Annotated in this window: 11 protein-coding genes and 1 pseudogene; 8 read left to right on the top strand and 4 right to left on the bottom strand. The window is 65.1% G+C overall.

The features are described from left to right. From EH240_RS35225 to EH240_RS35200, 6 genes are all read left to right on the top strand, one after another. Window positions 1–262 (top strand): glutamate synthase-related protein (locus EH240_RS35225; protein WP_245436678.1); only part of this gene is annotated, 262 nt, incomplete at its 5' end. A 62-nt stretch (window positions 263–324) separates the two neighbouring features. Further along, window positions 325–1,632 (top strand): type III glutamate--ammonia ligase, encoded by a 1,308-nt coding sequence (glnT, locus tag EH240_RS35220; protein WP_125006960.1) that lies wholly within the window; start codon window positions 325–327, stop codon window positions 1,630–1,632. A gap of 92 nt (window positions 1,633–1,724) precedes the next feature. Further along, window positions 1,725–2,978: a sarcosine oxidase subunit beta family protein gene (locus tag EH240_RS35215; RefSeq protein ID WP_125006959.1), complete on the top strand. Its 1,254-nt coding sequence runs from the start codon at window positions 1,725–1,727 to the stop codon at window positions 2,976–2,978. Window positions 2,979–2,994: 16 nt separating this feature from the next. Then, entirely contained in the window at window positions 2,995–3,270 is a 276-nt protein-coding gene (locus EH240_RS35210) for a sarcosine oxidase subunit delta (protein WP_125006958.1), read from the top strand. Then, the gene (locus tag EH240_RS35205; protein ID WP_125006957.1) at window positions 3,270–6,254 is read left to right on the top strand and encodes a sarcosine oxidase subunit alpha; all 2,985 of its coding nucleotides are present in this window, start codon (window positions 3,270–3,272) and stop codon (window positions 6,252–6,254) included. Before EH240_RS35210 ends, EH240_RS35205 begins: the two co-directional genes overlap by 1 nt. Next, window positions 6,247–6,867, top strand: coding sequence for a sarcosine oxidase subunit gamma (locus EH240_RS35200; protein WP_125006956.1), 621 nt, complete (start codon window positions 6,247–6,249; stop codon window positions 6,865–6,867). The genes EH240_RS35205 and EH240_RS35200 overlap by 8 nt, the downstream gene beginning before the upstream one ends. 212 nt (window positions 6,868–7,079) lie before the next feature. On the opposite strand, the pseudogene EH240_RS35195 reads toward EH240_RS35200, so the two are convergent. From EH240_RS35195 to EH240_RS35180, 4 genes and pseudogenes are all read right to left on the bottom strand, one after another. After that, a pseudogene (locus EH240_RS35195) lies at window positions 7,080–10,228 on the bottom strand (efflux RND transporter permease subunit). A gap of 244 nt (window positions 10,229–10,472) precedes the next feature. After that, window positions 10,473–11,606 carry an efflux RND transporter periplasmic adaptor subunit gene (locus tag EH240_RS35190; RefSeq protein WP_425374868.1) on the bottom strand — a complete coding sequence of 378 codons (1,134 nt, stop codon included), beginning with the start codon at window positions 11,604–11,606 and terminating at the stop codon, window positions 10,473–10,475. 71 nt (window positions 11,607–11,677) lie between these two features. Further along, window positions 11,678–12,283 carry a TetR/AcrR family transcriptional regulator gene (locus tag EH240_RS35185; protein WP_125006954.1) on the bottom strand — a complete coding sequence of 202 codons (606 nt, stop codon included), beginning with the start codon at window positions 12,281–12,283 and terminating at the stop codon, window positions 11,678–11,680. Between the two features lie 176 nt (window positions 12,284–12,459). Continuing rightward, window positions 12,460–14,100 carry an acyl-CoA synthetase gene (locus EH240_RS35180; protein WP_125006953.1) on the bottom strand — a complete coding sequence of 547 codons (1,641 nt, stop codon included), beginning with the start codon at window positions 14,098–14,100 and terminating at the stop codon, window positions 12,460–12,462. A gap of 202 nt (window positions 14,101–14,302) precedes the next feature. Here EH240_RS35180 and EH240_RS35175 point away from each other — a divergent pair, with 202 nt between their 5' ends. After that, entirely contained in the window at window positions 14,303–15,268 is a 966-nt protein-coding gene (locus EH240_RS35175; RefSeq protein WP_125006952.1) for a sugar-binding transcriptional regulator, read from the top strand. A gap of 191 nt (window positions 15,269–15,459) precedes the next feature. Continuing rightward, complete coding sequence (locus tag EH240_RS35170) at window positions 15,460–17,514, top strand: bifunctional aldolase/short-chain dehydrogenase (RefSeq protein ID WP_125006951.1); 2,055 nt, start codon at window positions 15,460–15,462, stop codon at window positions 17,512–17,514. Window positions 17,515–17,861 lie beyond the last annotated feature (347 nt).

The following is a 17,861-nucleotide window of genomic DNA, read 5'->3' as shown; positions in this document are numbered from 1 at the left end:
CGAAGGCCGCGACCCGGCCGGCATCACCACGCAGGATCCCGAGCTGATGAAGCGGGTCGACCCGATCGCGGCCGGGCGGCGGCTCGCGAACTACCTCAAGGTAATGACGCTGGAGGCGCAGACGATCGCCCGCGCCTGCGGCAAGAACAGCCTGCACAATCTCGAGCTGGAGGATCTCGTCGCGCTCAGCATCGAGGCGGCAGCCATGGCCGGCGTGCCGCTTGCCGGCACCAACTGGATACCGGGGAAGAACGGCTTCTGATCAATGAAGGGTCAAGACCCATATGCCGTGGGCCATGGCCGAAGAAAAAATGGGGAACTGGTGTGACTAATGATCTTGCAGAATTCGCAAGGGCGAAAAACGTCAAATATTTCATGATCTCCTACACCGACCTGTTCGGTGGGCAGCGCGCCAAGCTGGTGCCGGCGCAGGCGATCTCAGACATGCAGAAGGACGGGGCCGGCTTTGCCGGTTTCGCCACCTGGCTGGACCTGACGCCAGCCCATCCGGACATGCTGGCGGTGCCGGACGCGTCCTCGGTGATCCAGCTGCCATGGAAGCCGGAGGTGGCCTGGGTGGCCGCCAATTGCATCATGGACGACAAGGAGGTCGAACAGGCGCCGCGCAACACGCTGAAGCGGCTGATCGCTGAAGCCGCCCGCGACGGCATGCATGTCAAGACCGGTGTCGAGGCCGAGTTCTTCCTGATCTCGCCGGACGGTAGCGTGATCTCCGACAAATACGACACGGCCTCGAAGCCCTGCTACGATCAGCAGGCGGTGATGCGCCGCTACGACGTGATCGCCGAGATCTGCGACCATATGCTGGCGCTGGGCTGGGACCCCTACCAGAACGATCACGAGGACGCCAACGGCCAGTTCGAGATGAACTGGGCCTTCGACCACGCGCTGGCTACCGCGGACAAGCACTCCTTCTTCAAATTCATGGTCAAGTCGATCGCAGAGAAGCACGGCCTGCGCGCGACCTTCATGCCCAAGCCGTTCCAGGGCCTGACCGGCAATGGCTGCCACGCGCATATCTCGGTGTGGGACGAGACCGGCAGGACGAATGTCTTCGCCGACAATTCGCAGGAGCTTGGCCTCTCGGCCAAGGGCAAGAACTTCCTCGGTGGCATCATGAAGCATGCCTCGGCGCTTGCCGCGATCACCAATCCGACGGTCAATTCGTACAAACGCATCAACGCGCCGCGCACCATTTCGGGCGCGACCTGGGCGCCGAACACGGTCACCTGGACCGGCAACAACCGCACCCACATGGTGCGCGTGCCCGGCCCCGGCCGCTTCGAGTTGCGCCTGCCGGACGGCGCGGCCAATCCCTATCTGCTGCAGGCCGTCATCATCGCCGCCGGTCTCGACGGCATCCGCTCGAAGGCCGATCCCGGCAAGCGCTACGACATCGACATGTACCAGCTCGGCCATACCGTGACGGATGCGCCGAAACTGCCGCTCAACCTACTCGACGCGCTGCGCGAGTTCGACAACGACAAATTGCTCAAGACGGCGCTGGGTGAGGAATTCTCGTCGGCATACCTAAAGCTGAAGCAGCAGGAATGGAATTCCTATGCTTCGCACTTCACGCAGTGGGAGCGCGACCACACGCTGGACATCTAGGGCGTCGGACCGAAAAGCGCGAAGCGGCTTTCGGGCGAATCCGATGGGTCAGGAAAGATCCGGCGTGGGGCGAGCGGCCTCGGAATGATTTCATGAAATACTCCATCTTCTCGCTCGCCCGCGCCGCCCTCTCCGGCCACAAGACCTGGAAGCCGACCTGGCGCGACGCGGCGCCCAAGGATCGCTACGACGTGGTGATCATCGGCGGCGGCGGCCATGGGCTGGCGACGGCCTGGTTCCTGGCCAGCGAGTTCGGCATCCGCAATGTCGCTGTGCTGGAGAAGGGCTGGATCGGCTCCGGCAATGCCGGCCGCAACACCACCATCATCCGCTCCAATTACGGCCTGCCCGGCAACACCGGCTTCTACGAACTATCGATGAAGCTATGGGAGCGGATGGAGCAGGACCTGAACTACAACGCGATGGTCAGCCAGCGCGGGGTGATCAACCTCTATCATTCCGACGCGCAGCGCGACGCCTTCGCGCGGCGCGGCAACACCATGCGCATCAACGGGATCGACGCCGACCTGCTCGACCAGGCGGCGCTTAGGAAGCTGATGCCGTTCCTGAATTTCGACAACGCGCGCTTTCCGGTGCAAGGCGGGCTGCTGCAGCGGCGCGGGGGCACCGCTCGGCATGATGCGGTAGTGTGGGGTTATGCCCATGCGGCGAGCGAGCTCGGCGTCGACATCATCCAGAACTGCGAGGTCACCGGCTTCGTGCGCGACGCCAACGGCAAGGTGACCGGCGTCGAGACCTCGCGCGGCAAGATCGGCACCGGCAAGGTCGGCATGGCGGTGGCGGGCTCCTCGTCGCGTGTCGCAGCGATGGCCGGCCTTCGCCTGCCGATCGAAAGCCATGTGCTGCAGGCCTTCGTCTCGGAGGCGATCAAGCCGCTCCTGCCCAACGTCATGACCTTCGGCGCCGGGCATTTCTATGTCAGCCAGTCCGACAAGGGCGGGCTGGTCTTCGGCGGCGACATCGACGGCTATAATTCCTATGCCCAGCGCGGCAATCTGCCTGTTGTCGAGGATGTCTGCGAGGGCGGCATGGCGCTGATCCCGATGATCGGCCGCGTGCGGCTCTTGCGCCAGTGGGGCGGCATCATGGACATGTCGATGGACGGCTCGCCGATCATCGACAAGAGCCCTGTCGAGGGCCTCTACCTCAATGCCGGCTGGTGCTATGGCGGCTTCAAGGCGACGCCGGGCTCCGGCTTCGTCTTTGCCCATCTCATCGCCCAAGATCAATCGCACAAGGAAGCCGCGCGCTTCCGCCTCGACCGGTTCCGGCGCGGCGCCATGATCGACGAAAAGGGCCAGGGCGCCCAACCGAACCTGCACTGAAGACGGCCGGAAAAACATGCGCATAGTCTGTCCCTTCTGCGGCGAACGCGAACTCGGCGAGTACACCTATCTCGGCGACGCCAAGCCGCAGCGCCCCGCGGCGGATGCCGGCGAGGACGCCGTCTACGATTATGTCTATCTGCGCGACAATATCGCCGGCGTGATGAGCGAGCATTGGTACCATGGCGGCGGCTGCCGGGCCTGGCTGAAGGTCACGCGCAACACGCTGACGCATGAGATTTCGGCTGTCGAGCCGACAGCGGGCGCTGGCGCCGCAAAGGTTGGCGTTTAATGGTCGGCAGCGCGCAAACCCATCGTCTCACATCCGGCGGCCTCATCGACCGCTCGACGCCGCTGAGCTTCCGTTTCGACGGCAAGACTTTTACCGGCTTCCAGGGCGATACGCTTGCCTCGGCGCTGGTCGCCAACGGCGTCAAGCTGGTCGGCCGCTCGTTCAAATACCATCGTCCGCGCGGCATCCTGACGGCGGGTTCGGAGGAGCCCAACGCGCTCGTCGAGCTGCGCAGCGGCGCGAGGCGCGAGCCAAACACCAAGGCGACAACGGCCGAGCTTTATGAAGGCCTCGAAGCCGCCAGCCAGAACCGCTGGCCGTCGCTCAGTTTCGACGTCATGGCGATCAACCAGCTCTTCGCGCCGATCTTCGTCGCCGGCTTCTACTACAAGACCTTCATGTGGCCGGCGAAGTTCTGGGAAGCGATCTACGAGCCGGCGATCCGCCGTGCTGCCGGCCTCGGCCGCGCGGCGAGCGTTCCCGACCCCGATCACTACGATAAGGCCTGGGCGCATTGCGACGTGGTGATCGCGGGCTCCGGCCCGGCTGGCCTCACCGCCGCGCTCGCGGCAGGCCGCAGCGGCGCGCGCGTCATCCTGTGCGAGGAGGATTTTGTCCTCGGCGGCCGACTGCTCGCCGATGGCGGCATGATCGACGGGCTGCCGGCAGCCGAGTGGATCGCGCGCACGCGCGGCGAGCTCGCGGCCATGCCCGATGTCCGCATCATGACCCGCACCACGCTGTTTGGCGTCTATGACGGCGGCACCTACGGCGCGATCGAGCGCGTCAACGACCATCTGCCTGTGCCGCCCGAGCATCAGGTGCGGCAGCGGCTGTGGCGCATCGTGGCCAAACGCTGCCTGGTTGCCGCGGGCTCGATCGAGCGGCCGATCGTGTTTGCCGGCAACGACACGCCGGGCGTAATGATGGCCTCCGCCATGCGCAGCTACATCAGCCGGTATGCCGCGACGCCGGCGGGGCGCATCGCGCTGTTCACCAACAATGAGGATGGCTGGCGCACGGTGGAGACGGCGATCGCCGCTGGGCTGCAGGTAGCAGCGGTCATCGATGCGCGACCAGACGTTTCGCCCGCGCATCGCTCGCTTGCCAGCAAGGGCGGCTTCCCGGTGCTCAACGGCTCCGTCTCCGCCGTCGACGGCGGCAAGAATGGCGTGCGCAAGATCGCCGTCTCGCTGACCGGGGGCGCCCGCGCCGAAGTCGAGGCCGATGGGCTTGCCGTCTCGGGCGGCTGGAACCCGGCCGTCGGCCTTACCTCCTATCATCGCGGCCGGCCGAAATGGCGCGACGACATCGCCGCCTTCGTGCCGGATGGCGCACCGCCCGGCATGGTGGCGGCAGGCGCCGCCAACGGCGCCTTCGGGCTTGGCGCATGCCTGCGCGAAGGTTTTGAAGCCGGCGCCGCGGCCGCGCAAGATGCGGGACGCAGCGGCAATATCGGCTCCATGCCGGTTGCGGACGACGAGGCCTTTTCGCTGACGCCGCTGTGGCATGTCGCCGGCAAGGGCAAGGCCTTCGTCGACCAACAGCACGATGTAACCGCGTCCGATGTCGAGTTGGCGCAGCGCGAGGGTTTTCAATCCGTCGAGCACCTGAAGCGCTACACGACGCTCGGTATGGCGACCGACCAGGGCAAGACCTCGAACGTCGCCGGCCTTGCGATCATGGCGGCGGTCACCGGCAAGTCCATTCCGGAGACGGGCACGACGATCTACCGCCCGCCTTACGTGCCGGTCGCCATCGGCGCTTTTGCCGGCCACCACCGCGACGAGAATTTCCATGCGACGCGGCTGACGCCGTCGCATCACTGGGCGGCAGAACAGGGCGCGGTGTTCGTCGACACCGGGCTGTGGAAGCGCGCGCAATGGTATCCGCGCGCCGGCGAGACGGACTGGCTGCAATCGGTGACCCGCGAGGTCAAGGCGGTGCGCGGCGGCGTGGGCTTCTGCGATGTCTCGACGCTCGGCAAGATCGACGTGCACGGCCCCGATGCCGGCGCCTTCCTCGACCGCGTCTACATCAACAGTTTTTCGAGCCTCGCCGTCGGCAAGGCGCGCTACGGGCTGATGCTGCGCGAGGACGGCATCGTCTATGACGACGGCACGACGTCGCGGCTGGCCGAGGACCATTATTTCCTCACCACCACCACGGCCAAGGCGGGGCCGGTGATGCAGCATCTCGAATTCTGCCGCCAGGTGCTGTTGCCCGAGCTCGACGTGCAACTGACCTCCGTCTCCGACCAGTGGGCGCAGTTTTCCATCGCCGGGCCCAAGACGCGGGACCTGCTGAAGGAAATCGTCGATCCGGCGGAAGACCTTTCGAACGAGGGTTTTCCCTTCATGGGCGCGCGCGAGGTCAAACTGAGCGGCGGCATCAAGGCAAGGCTGTTCCGCATCTCCTTCTCGGGCGAGATGGCGTTCGAGATTTCGGTGCCCGCCCGCTATGGCGAAGCGCTGGTGCGCAACTTGATGATCGCCGGCAAGCCGTTCGGCGTGACGCCTTACGGCACCGAAGCGCTAGGGGTGATGCGCATCGAGAAGGGCCATGTCGCGGGGCCGGAGCTCAACGGCACGACCACCGCCGCCGATCTTGGCCTCGGCAAGATGATGTCGACCAAGAAGGATTTCATCGGCCGCGTGATGGCCGGCCGCGAGGCGCTCACCGCGCCGAACCGGCAGGTGGTCGTCGGCATCAAGCCGACCGACAAGGCGCGGCGCCTGCGTTCCGGCGCGCACATCATCCCGAAGGGCGAAGTCCCCGGCCCCGACAATGACCAGGGTTATGTCACCTCGGTCTGCTTCTCGCCGGTGCTCGATCAGTGGATCGGGCTCAGCCTGGTCGAGCGCGGCCGCGAGCGCATCGGCGAGATCGTGCGGGCGCATGATCCGCTGCGCGGCGAGGAGTACGATGTCGAGCTCTGCAATTCCGTCTTCTACGACCCGGAGGGAGGGCGCCAGCGTGGCTGAGTTTTCCTGGGACGTCCGCAGCCCGCTTGATCGCGCGCTGGTCGTTGGCCCTTATGGCTCGACTGGCGATGCCGGCGTGTCGCTGACCGAGATCCGCAATTTCGACCTCATCCAGGTGATGGCGCGGCGCGGCAAGGCGGCCGAGACGGCCAAGGCCGCGAAGGCCCGCTTCGGCGTCGCCGCGCCGGAGACACCGAAGGCCGTCGGCACAACCGACGCGACGCTGATCTGGTCGGGCCCGGATCAGTTCCTAGTGCTGTCGAAAGGCGGCAAGCACACGATCGAAGCGCTTGCCCCGGTGTTTGCCGGTTCGGCCTCGCTGTCGGACCAGTCGCATGCGCGGGCTCTGATCAGCATCTCCGGCGCCAAGGCCCGCATGGCGCTCGCCAAGCTGTCGTCGATCGACCTGCACCCCGACGTGTTCCCGGTTGGCGCGGCAGCCGCTACTTCGATGGACCATACCAGCGTCACGCTCTGGCGCGGCAGGGACCGGGCGGAAGCCGTGTTCAGCCTGCTGGTGTTTGCGACTTTCGCCGAGAGCCTGTGGAACACCACGCTCGATGCGGCCGCCGAATACGGCGTCGCGATCGCGCATGCGGCAGACCTGGGCTGACGACCGGTCAGCTGGCCTTCACACGCCTCTATCCCCTAAATGCGGATCATCCGCCACCGGCTTGCGCCGATGGCGGATGATCCGAGGTTGCCACCTTGAGATGACTTTTCTTCGAGCCGTCATCCCGCTTTATCTTCTTGTTTTGAGCATGATCTTTTCCGAACCGAAGGTCAGCGAAGCAAAAACCGCTGCGCACTTTTCGGGATCATGCTCTATTCCGCAGCCAGCGCCAGCTGCGGCCTTTCGATGCCTTCGATCTGTTCCGGCCCGGGGGCCTGCTCGTCGGTCTTGGCCTTCTTCGGCTCGCGGGCGAAGAACAGGGCATAGCCGGCCGGCAGCACGAGGATCGTCAGCACAGTCGCCACCAGGATGCCGCCCATCATGGCGTAGGCCAGCGGCCCCCAGAAGACGGCGCGCGAGATCGGGATCAGCGCCAGCACGGCGGTGAGCGCCGTCAGCATGATCGGCCTGAAGCGGCGCACGGCGGCGCCGACGATCGCCTCCGATCGCTCCATGCCGGCCGCGATGTCCTGGTCGATCTGGTCGACCAGGATGATCGAGTTGCGCATGATAATGCCGAGCAGCGCGATGACGCCGAGGATGGCGACGAAGCCGAACGGCGCGCCGCTGATCAGAAGGGCTGCCGCGGCGCCGATGATGCCGAGCGGACCGGTGGCCAGCACCAGCATCGACTTGCCGAAATGTTGCAGCTGGACCATCAGCAATATGACGATGATGGCGAGCATCACCGGCGCCTTGGCCGCGATCGAGGCCTGGCTTTCGGCCGAGTCCTCGGCGCCGCCCTGGATCTCGATGTTGTAGCCAGGGGCAAGGCCGGCGCGCAGGTCCTTCATGTCGTTGTACATCTTGGTGACGACGTCGTTCGACTGCACGCCGTCCGGCAGCGTGGCGCGCACGCTGATCGTCGGCAGGCGGTCGCGCCGCCACTCGATGCCCTGCTCCATGACGGGCACGACCTTGGCCACCTGCGACAGCGGCACCGAGCCGCCGAAATCGGTCGGGATGTAGACGGAGTCGACCGAAGAGAGCAGGTGACGCGTCGCCTCCGGCTCGCGAGCGACGATCGAGACCGTCTCCTCGCCGTCGCGGAAATCGTCGAGCGGCGCGCCGGACATGGTCGCCTGCAGCATCTGGCGGATGCGCTGCGAGGTGACACCGAGCGCACGGGCGCGGTCCTGGTCGATCACCAGCTTCATCGCCGGCACCGGCTCCAGCCAGTCGTCATGCACGGCGCCGAGCAGCGGATTGGCCTGGAACCTAGCCTTCACCTCGTCGGCGATGCGGCGCACCTCCTGGCGGTCCGGACCCATGACGCGCATCTGCACCGGCCAGCCGGTCGGGGGGCCGAGGAACAGACGGTCGACCTTGCCGCGGATCGAGGGGAAATCCTTGGCAAGGATGCTGCGCAGCTTGAGGATCAGCCGCTCGCGCGCCGGCTCGTCCTTGGCCATCACCAGGAGCTGGGCGAAGTTCGGATTCCTGAGCTGCTGGTCGAGCGGCAGGAAGAAGCGCGGCGCGCCCTCGCCGATATAGGTGGCGATGAAGCGCTTGTCCTGGTCGTCCATCATCTTCGCTTCCAGCGCCTTGGCCTGCGTCTCGACCTCCTTGATGCTGGTGCCTTCCGGCAGCCAGAGATCGACCAGGATTTCCGGACGCGAGGACTGCGGGAAGAAGTTCTGCGGAATGAACTGGAAGGCCCACAGGCTGGTGCCGAAGGTGACCAGCGTCATCACCAGCACGATGATGCGATGGCGCACGGCCCAGGCGACCGTCGCACGCAGCCGCCGGTAGAAGCGCGTGTCGAAGGGATCGTGATGGGTGCCGGCGTGCTTGCGCTGCTTGAGGATCATGTAGCCAAGCCACGGCGTGAAATAGACCGCGACGAACCACGACACGACCAGCGCGATACCGACGACATAGAACAGCGTGCGCACATATTCGCCGGCGGTGGAAGCGGCGAAGCCGACCGGGATGAAGCCGGCGGTGGTGATCAGCGTGCCGGTCAGCATCGGGAAGGCGGTCGAGGAATAGGCGAAGCTCGCCGCCTCGATCTTGACCAGCCCTTCCTCGAGCTTTCGCTCCATCATCTCGACGACGATCATGGCGTCGTCGACGAGGAGACCCAGCGCGATGATGAGCGCGCCGAGCGAGATGCGCTGCAGGTCGATTCCGATCTCGTACATGATGGCGAAGGTGGCGGCGAGCACCAGCGGAATGGCGATGGCGATCACAAGGCCAGAGCGCCAGCCGATCGACAGGAAGGACACGACGAGCACGATGAGCAGCGCTTCGCCAAGCGCTTCCATGAACTCGTTGACGGCGTCCTTGACCACCTCGGGCTGGTCGGAGATCTGGTCGACCGCGACGCCGTAAGGCAGGCCTTCCTCGAAGCGCTTGTAGGTCGCCTCGACGTCCTTGCCGACGTCCCTGACGTTGAAACCCTTGGCCATGACGACGCCGACCTGGACACTCTCATGGCCGTTGAAGCGATACTTGCGCTGGTACGGATCCTCGAGGCCGGAGGTGACGGTGGCGATGTCGCCGAGCCGCGTCACCTGGTTGCCGGCGCGCAGCCTCAGCTCGCGGATGTCGGCGGCCCGGGTGACGTCGCCCTCGACCGAGATGCGCACAGAGCGCAGGCCGGTTTCGACGGACCCCGCCGGGTCGACGGCGTTCTGCCCCTTCACGGCGTTCTGCAGGTCGACAATCGTCAGGCCGCGCTCGGCAAGCGCCTTGGACGAGACGTCGATATAGATCTTCTCAGGCTGGTCGCCGATGATGACGGCCTTTTCGACGCCCGGCGTCGCCAGCAGCATGTCGCGCGCCTGGATGGCGAATTTCTTCAGCTCCGGATAGGTGAAACCGTCGCCGCTGAGCGAATGCAGCGTGATGAAGGTGTCGCCGAACTCGTCGTTGAAATAGGGACCGAGCAGGCCCTGCGGCAGTTCATTGGCGATGTCGCCGACCTTCTTGCGCACCTGGTAGAAGGCGTCTTCACCTCTTCGGCATTGGTGTCGCCTTTCACCTGGAGCGTGATGATGGCGCTGCCGGCGCGGGTGTAGGAACGCACGAAATCGAGATGCGGCGTTTCCTGCAGCTTGCGCTCGATCTTGTTGACGACCTGGTCCTCCATGTCCTGGATCGAGGCGCCCGGCCAGATCGCCTGCACCACCATGACGCGGAAGGTGAAATCCGGGTCTTCCTTCTGGCCCATGCGCATCAGGCCGAGCGCGCCGGCCAGGATGATCAGGCCGAACAGGAAGCGGGCGATGCTCGGATGCCCGATCGCCCAACGCGAGAGGTTGAAAGGCCGCTTTTCAGTGCTGCTGTCGGTGGTCATGGCGCAAGTCCAGTCCAATTGGCCGGCAAGGCACGCTTGCCTGGCAGCTCATGAGTTCTCGGTGGGCTTCCGGGCGGCGAGCACCTCAAGCGGAGAGAGACTCGCGATCGCTGGACGCGGCCGTGGTGCGGGGGATACCAATGCCGGCGTCTCGTCGATCAGGCGCATTCGCCGCCCGGAAACCCATGCCTTGCCCGGCTCGCAGCTCGCGCGGCGAGAGCGGGAAAGGCGTTCTTTCGCCTGGCTAGCGCAGGCTGCTGGTTGTGGCGACGTCATCCTGCGCGGAGGCAGACTGCTGGGTGACATCGCCGGAAAACTTGACCTTCAGATTCTCGGTCATGAACTGCGTGCCGGCGGCTACCACCACGTCGCCCTGCTTCAGGCCATCGGAAACGGCGACACCGTCGGCGGTGAAGTTCGCCACCTTGATCGGGCGCGGATGCACCGTGTCGCTCGCGCGGTCGACCGTCCAGACGATCTGCTTGCCACCCTTCTCGGCCATAGCGGTCAGCGGAATCGAGACCAGCTGAGCCTTGGCGCCGACGGTCGCCTCGACATTGGCGGTCATGCCGAGCAGCACGCGCGGATCGTTGGGGAGCGAAACCCGGACCGCGAAGGTGCGCGACTGCGGATCGGCGCTGCCGGCGACCTCGCGGACCTTGCCGGAAAGCGTGAGCGCGTCGTCCGACCAGAAGCTCGCCTTGACCTCCTTGCCGGGGCGGAAGCCGGCGACGTCCATCTCCGGCACCGCGATCAGCACTTCCTTCTCGCCGTCGACGGCAACCGTCATCACCGGAGTGCCGGCTCCGACCACCTGGCCGATATCGGCCGAGATGGCGGTAACGATGCCAGCCTTGCTGGCCTTGAGATCGGTGTAGTGGACCTGGTTCTGCGCCTGGGCCAGCGTCGAGCGGGCAGCATCGCGCGTCGCGATCGCCTGATCATAGGTCAGCGTCGCCTGATCGAGCTGCGACTTCGGCGCGAAGTTCTTGGCGTAGAGCTGCTCGGCGCGCTTCTTGGCGAGATCGACGGTCTCGACCTGGCGCTCGGCGGCATCGAGGCTCGCCTGGGCGCTCTTCACCGACAGCTCGTAATCGGATGGATCGACGCGGGCGAGCACGTCGCCCTCGTTCACATGCTGGCCGATATCGACAAGACGCTCTGTGACCTTGCCGGCAATGCGGAAGCCGAGATTCATCTCGGTGCGGGCGCGCACCGAACCGGAATAATCGAGCTGGCGGGTGGTCTCAGCCTCGCCGATCTCGACGACCTTCACCGGCCGGGCGACTTCCTGGACGACGGCCGCCTTCTCCTGGCTGCAGCCGGCAAGCCCGAGCGCCGCTACGAAAAGGCCGGCGACCGGCAGCTTGCGGAGGATGGAACTGGACAAAAACACCTTAGCACTCCCGAACTGGAGATGAACGTCAACCGGCACCCGGCGGGGGGCGGCTATTTCAGGGCTCTGATTGCGTAGTCGATGAGGTCGTCGGGCATCGCCCGATTGGTCTTGGCAAGGCACTGCGCGACCATCTGCGGATGGCACAGGATGACGGTCGAAGCGCCGAAGCAGCGCGAGGCGATGACCGGATCCTGCTTCCTGAACTCGCCGGCCTCGATGCCCTCGCGGATGACGTCGGCGAGCAGGTCGTGGATGCGGTCGACATGCTTGTCGATGACGCCCCAGTCGCGCTCGAGCGCGACGATGACCATCTCATGCACCTTCTGCTCATCGAGCATGACCTCGAGCGTCATCTTGTACTGCGCCTGCACGCAGCGGCGCAGCCGCTCCTCGGCGCTGATCGGCAAGCGCGAGATCTCGTAAGCCATCGCGTAGCTGGCGCCGAGCATGCGGCCGCAGACGGCCTGGTGGATTTCGACCTTGGAGGCGAAGAAGCGGTAGATGTTGGCCGGCGACATGCCGAGCTCGCGGGCGATGTCGGCGACATTGGTCTTGCCGTAGCCATAGTGCCGGAACAGGCGCTCGGCGCAGTCGAGAATGCGCGTCACATTCTCCTGTCTGGCGGGGTCGGCTACGATGTTGGCAGCTTCGGACATGGCGCTTTCGTTTGATGAGTGACGAATTTCAATTTTCATCACTCGTAAAACGAAAGCAGCGAAGAGTCAACGCGGAATCGATGTACGCGTACAAAATGGTGACAGATGGTGACAATCGGAGAGGATAGGCGAGAGAAAACGAGAAGGCTAACGTCCGACGCAGCGATCGTTTGACGCTAGCCCTCTTTCGCCATCTCCCTTAGCCGGAACTTCTGGATCTTCCCGGTCGAAGTCTTTGGAATCTCCGCAAAAACCACCGCCTTCGGCACCTTGAAGCGGGCGAGCAGGCCGCGGCAGTGCTCGATGATCTCCACCTCGGTGGCGTTCTTGCCGGGCTTCAGTTCGACATAGGCGACCGGCACCTCGCCCCATTTGTCGTCGGCGCGCGCGACCACGCCGCAGGAGGCGACCGCCGGATGTCTGTAAAGCGCATCCTCGACCTCGATCGACGAGATGTTCTCGCCGCCCGAGATGATGATGTCCTTGGAGCGGTCCTTGAGCTGGATGTAGCCGTCCGGGTGCATGACGCCGAGATCGCCGGAGTGGAACCAGCCGCCCGCGAAGGCCTCGTCGGTCGCCTTGCGGTTCTTCAGATAGCCTTTCATGACGATGTTGCCGCGGAACATGACCTCGCCGATGGTCTCACCGTCGGCCGGCGTTTCTGTCATCGTCTCGGGGTTCATCACCGTCAGCCCCTCGAGCGCGGCGTAGCGCACGCCCTGGCGCGCCTTCTTGGCCGTCCGCGGGCCCTTCTCGAGCGCGTCCCACTCATTGTGCCATTCGTTGACGACCGCCGGGCCGTAAGTCTCGGTCAGGCCGTAGAGATGGGTGACGGCAAAGCCGGCATCGGCCATGCCGGATAGCACCGCCTCCGGCGGCGGCGCGGCGGCGGTGTTGAAGGTGACGGTCTGCGGAAACGGGCGCTTGTCCTCGTCCCTGGCGTTGATCAGCACCGACATGACGATCGGCGCGCCGCAGAGATGGGTGACGCCATGGTCGGCGATCGCGTCATATATCGGCTTCGCCCGCACCCAGCGCAGGCAGACATGGGTGCCGGCCTGCACGGCGAGCGTCCACGGGAAGCACCAGCCGTTGCAGTGAAACATCGGCAGCGTCCAGAGATAGACCGCGTGCTTGGCCATGCCGGCATGGATGGTGTTGGTGTAGGCCATCAGGGCGGCGCCGCGATGGTGGTAGACGACGCCTTTTGGATTGCCGGTGGTGCCGGAGGTATAGTTGAGCGAGATGGCGTCCCACTCGTCGTCCGGCATCGGCCATGCGAAGGCCTCGTCGCCCCCGGCGACGAAATCCTCATAGTCGAGCGTGCCGATCCGATCGCCCTTCGGATAGGGCGCGTCGGCGGCATAATCGGGATCGTCATAGTCGATGACCAACGGCTTGGCCTTGGCCAATGCCAGCGCCTCCCTGACGACGCCCGAGAATTCGCGGTCGACGATCAGCACCTTGGTGTCGGCATGGTCGAGCTGGAAGGCGACGACGGCGGCATCGAGGCGCGTGTTCAGCGAATGCAGCACCGCCTTGGTCATCGGCACGCCGAAATGGGCCTCCAGCATGGGCGGCGTGTTCGACAGCATCACCGTCACCGTATCGCCCTTGCCGATGCCATGTTTCGCGAGCGCCGAGCCAAGCTTCAGCGAGCGGCGCCAGAAATCGCGATAGGAGATGCGCTGGCTGCCATGGATGATGGCGATGTGACCGGGATAGGTCTTTGCCGCGCGTTCCAAATAGGTGAGCGGCGTCAGCGGCTGGTGGTTGGCTGCGTTCCGGTCGAGATCGTGTTCGTAGGGATTGGCCATTCCATCCTCCCCAAAAGTCTTTTCGAACTTTCTAACCGCAGGCCCGCCATCATGCCATCCCCCTGAACGACCGGGAAATGCTATGATATGCGCGCCTGCTAGAATGGCCATCTCGATCGCGCCTCGCCGGCAGACGATTGCACCGATCGCGCTGATTTGACTTTTGTCGAGAGCCGTGACTAATGTCAGCCGAGGAGGCGGCATGGCGATCCGACCGGCAGAACAGCTCATCCATAAGGCCGCCTGGCTTTACTATGCGCACGGCCTTCGCCAGGACGAAGTGGCGAGCCAGCTCAAGATTTCGCGCGCCTCGGTCGCCATGTATCTGCGCAAGGCGCGCGAGACCGGCATCGTCAACATCTCGACCTCGACGCAGCTCTTCACCGACGACGTCATGGCGCGCAAGGTTGAGGATGCCTTCAAGCTCGACGCCGTCTGGATCGCGCCGGAGAACGCCTATGTCGCCGACCCGTCGACCGACATCGCGGTGCTGGCGGCAAGCGTCTTTCTCGAATTGGTGAAGAAGGGCGACCGCATCGGCGTCGCCTGGGGCCGCACCGTCTACACCATCGCTGACATCATGTCCTATGCCGACCTGCAGGACGTCACCGTGGTACAGCTCTGCGGCAATCTCGGCGCGCCCTATTCCTACCGGCCCGACCAGTGCACAATGGAGATCGCGCGGCGGCTAAACGCTAAGGGATTGAACTTCTATGCGCCGCTCGTTTTGTCGACCGAAGAACTCGCGCAAGGGCTGCGTGCCGAGCCGGTGATCCGCGATCAGCTTGCCGGCATCAGCGACTGCGATCTCGCGCTCTATTCCGTCGGCGCGGTCGATGCCGACAGCCATCTGGTCAAATGCGGCGCGCTGACGCCGGCCGAAATGACGGCGCTGCGCAAACAGGGCGCGGCCGGCGTGATCGCCGGGCAGGTCATCGACGCCAAGGGCGAGGTTCTCGACTGCGACTACAACCGGCGGGTCATTTCGGCCGACCTCGCCTCGCTGCGCGCCATAGGCAAGAGGCTGATGGTGGTGCAGGAGGACAGCAAGCTCGAGCCGCTGCTTGCAGCAATCGCCGGCGGGCTGTGCACGCATCTGGTGGTCGGCGCGCATGTGGCTGAGCGTCTTCTCGAACACGCCGGCGCGGCAAGCAAAAAGGCCTCCTAAAGCATGTCTCCCGAAAGTGTGCAGCGGTTTCGGGACAAAGACATGCTTAAAATCGAAGACCTAAAGCAGGTCGCGTGAATCCTTTTTCACGCGACCTGCTTTGGAAAAAACCACCCTCGCCGCTTTTGTCATCAAGACGTCGCGGCTTACTGTTCATGAGCAGACAAAAAGACGGAATCGGACGGAACGACATGAAGAACCTTTGGAACGACGCCGACGCGGAAAAGATGGTGGCCGACTATGCCAAGAAGGGCGTCGGCCGCGACCTTGCGCTGCGCGTCTACACGACCCGGCTGCTCGGCGGCGAGCCGCGGCTGGTGCTGCATGGCGGCGGCAACACCTCCTGCAAGACCAAGGCCACCGATCTCGTCGGCGACGAATGGGACGTGCTGTGCGTCAAGGGCAGCGGCTGGGACATGGCGGTCATCGAGCCGCAAGGCCTGCCGGCGGTGAAGATGGGCGCCCTGCTCAAGGCGCGTTCGCTTGCCAAGCTCTCCGACGAGCACATGGTGGCGCTGCAGCGCTCCAACCTGATCGACCCCGCCTCCCCCAACCCGTCGGTCGAGACGCTGCTGCACGCCTTCGTGCCGCATAAATTCGTCGACCACACGCATTCGACCGCGATCCTCGCCGTCGTCGATCAGGAAGACAGCAAGGCGCTGGTGAAGACGGTGTTCGGCAGCAAAATGGGTTATGTGCCCTACATCAAGCCGGGCTTCGACCTCGCCAAGGTCGCGGCAGAAGTTTTCGACGCCGACCCGAGCGTCGAAGGCCTGATCCTCGACAAGCACGGCATCTTCACCTTCGGCGACGATGCCAAGCAGGCCTACGACCGCATGATCCATTATGTGAATGTCGCCGAGGACTATGTCGCGAAGAACGGCAAGCCGCAGGCGGCCAAGGCGGCGCTGCCGGCGAAGCTCGCCAGGGCGAACGACATCGCGCCGATGCTGCGCGGGGCCGTGGCCGTGGCGCGCGGCGAAGGCCGCTTCGACCGCATGATCAGCGACTTTCGCACGTCCGAGGCGATCGTCGATTTCATCAATTCGGCAAAGATCGCCGAGCTGGCCGGACGCGGCGTGTCGACGCCGGACCTGTCGATCCGCATCAAGACCGGCCCAATGGCGGTGCCCGCCCCCGACGCCGACAAGCTCGGCGACTACAAGGCAATCATCCGCGGCCATGTCGAGGCCTTCGCCAAGGACTACCGCGCCTATTTCGAGACCAATGATGCGTTGGACGACGTCAAGCGCACCATGCTCGACCCGATGCCGCGCCTGACGCTGGTTCCGGGTCTCGGCATGTTCGGCCACGGCCGCACGCTGAAGGACGCGAAGATCGCCTCCGACGTCGGCGAGATGTGGATCGAGGCGGTGCGCGGCGCGGGGGCCATCGGCAATTTCCGGCCGCTGTCCAAGGCCGACCTCTTCCCGCTCGAATACTGGTCGCTGGAGCAGGCCAAGCTTGCCTCCAACAAGCCGAAGCCGCTGACCGGTCAGGTGGTGCTGATCACCGGCGGCGCCGGGGCGATCGGCGCCGCGACGGCCAGGCTGTTCGCCGCCAACGGCGCGCATGCCGTCGTCGTCGACCTCGATCCGGCCAAGGCCGCGGAAGCGGCGAAGGCGGCCGGCAACAACTCGTTCGGCGTCGGCGCCGACATCACCAACCCGGCCGAGATGCGCGCCGCATTCGACAAGGCCGTCGCCGTCTATGGCGGCGTCGATATCCTGGTCTCGAACGCAGGGGCCGCCTGGGAAGGCCGCATCGGCGAGCTCGACGACGCCCTTCTGCGCAAGAGCTTCGAGCTCAACTTCTTCGCCCACCAGTCGGCGGCGCAGAATGCGGTGCGCATCATGCTGGAACAGGGCACAGGCGGCGTGCTTCTCTTCAACACCTCCAAGCAGGCGGTCAATCCCGGGCCGAAATTCGGCGCCTACGGCCTGCCCAAGGCGGCGACGCTGTTCCTGTCGAGGCAATATGCGCTGGACTATGGCGCGCACGGCATCCGTTCCAACGCGGTGAATGCCGACCGCATCCGCTCGGGCTTGCTGACCGACACCATGATCGCCAGCCGTTCCGGCGCGCGCGGCGTCTCGGAAAAGGAATACATGTCCGGCAATCTGCTCGGGCAGGAAGTGACGGCCGGCGACGTGGCACAGGCCTTCCTGCACCAGGCGCTCGCCGAGCGCACCACCGCCGACGTGACGACCGTGGATGGCGGTAACATCGCGGCGGCGCTTCGCTGAAGAAGTAAAGGCCGTACTGGTTCGCCGTTTTACGATAACGACGGACCGCTCTCTCCTTGCCTTGAGGCAGTTCCCGAACGGAAGCCCGTTTCACACTTCTGCTAGAAAACTGCTCTAACCCGTTTCTCTCACCGCACCCGCCATTGAGCCGCGTTTTGGCCGGTCCGGACGCCGGCTTCGAGGTCCCGCGTTCGAAGACGAGCGCAGCCGGCGCCGCGGTGTGGGCGGCCGTGGGTTCTGCAATGTATCCTCTGTTGTTGGCGGGAAGGGTTCAGGTCCTGCGGCGTCACAGAGCCGCGGCGCGTATTCGGGCGTGTGCCAGGGCGAACTCCTCGGCATAGGGACAG

This window comes from Mesorhizobium tamadayense, assembly GCF_003863365.1.
Taxonomy (GTDB): Bacteria; Pseudomonadota; Alphaproteobacteria; order Rhizobiales; family Rhizobiaceae; genus Mesorhizobium; species Mesorhizobium tamadayense.
Note: the sequence above shows the minus strand (reverse complement) of the source record. Positions and strands in the feature narration are given on the sequence as shown.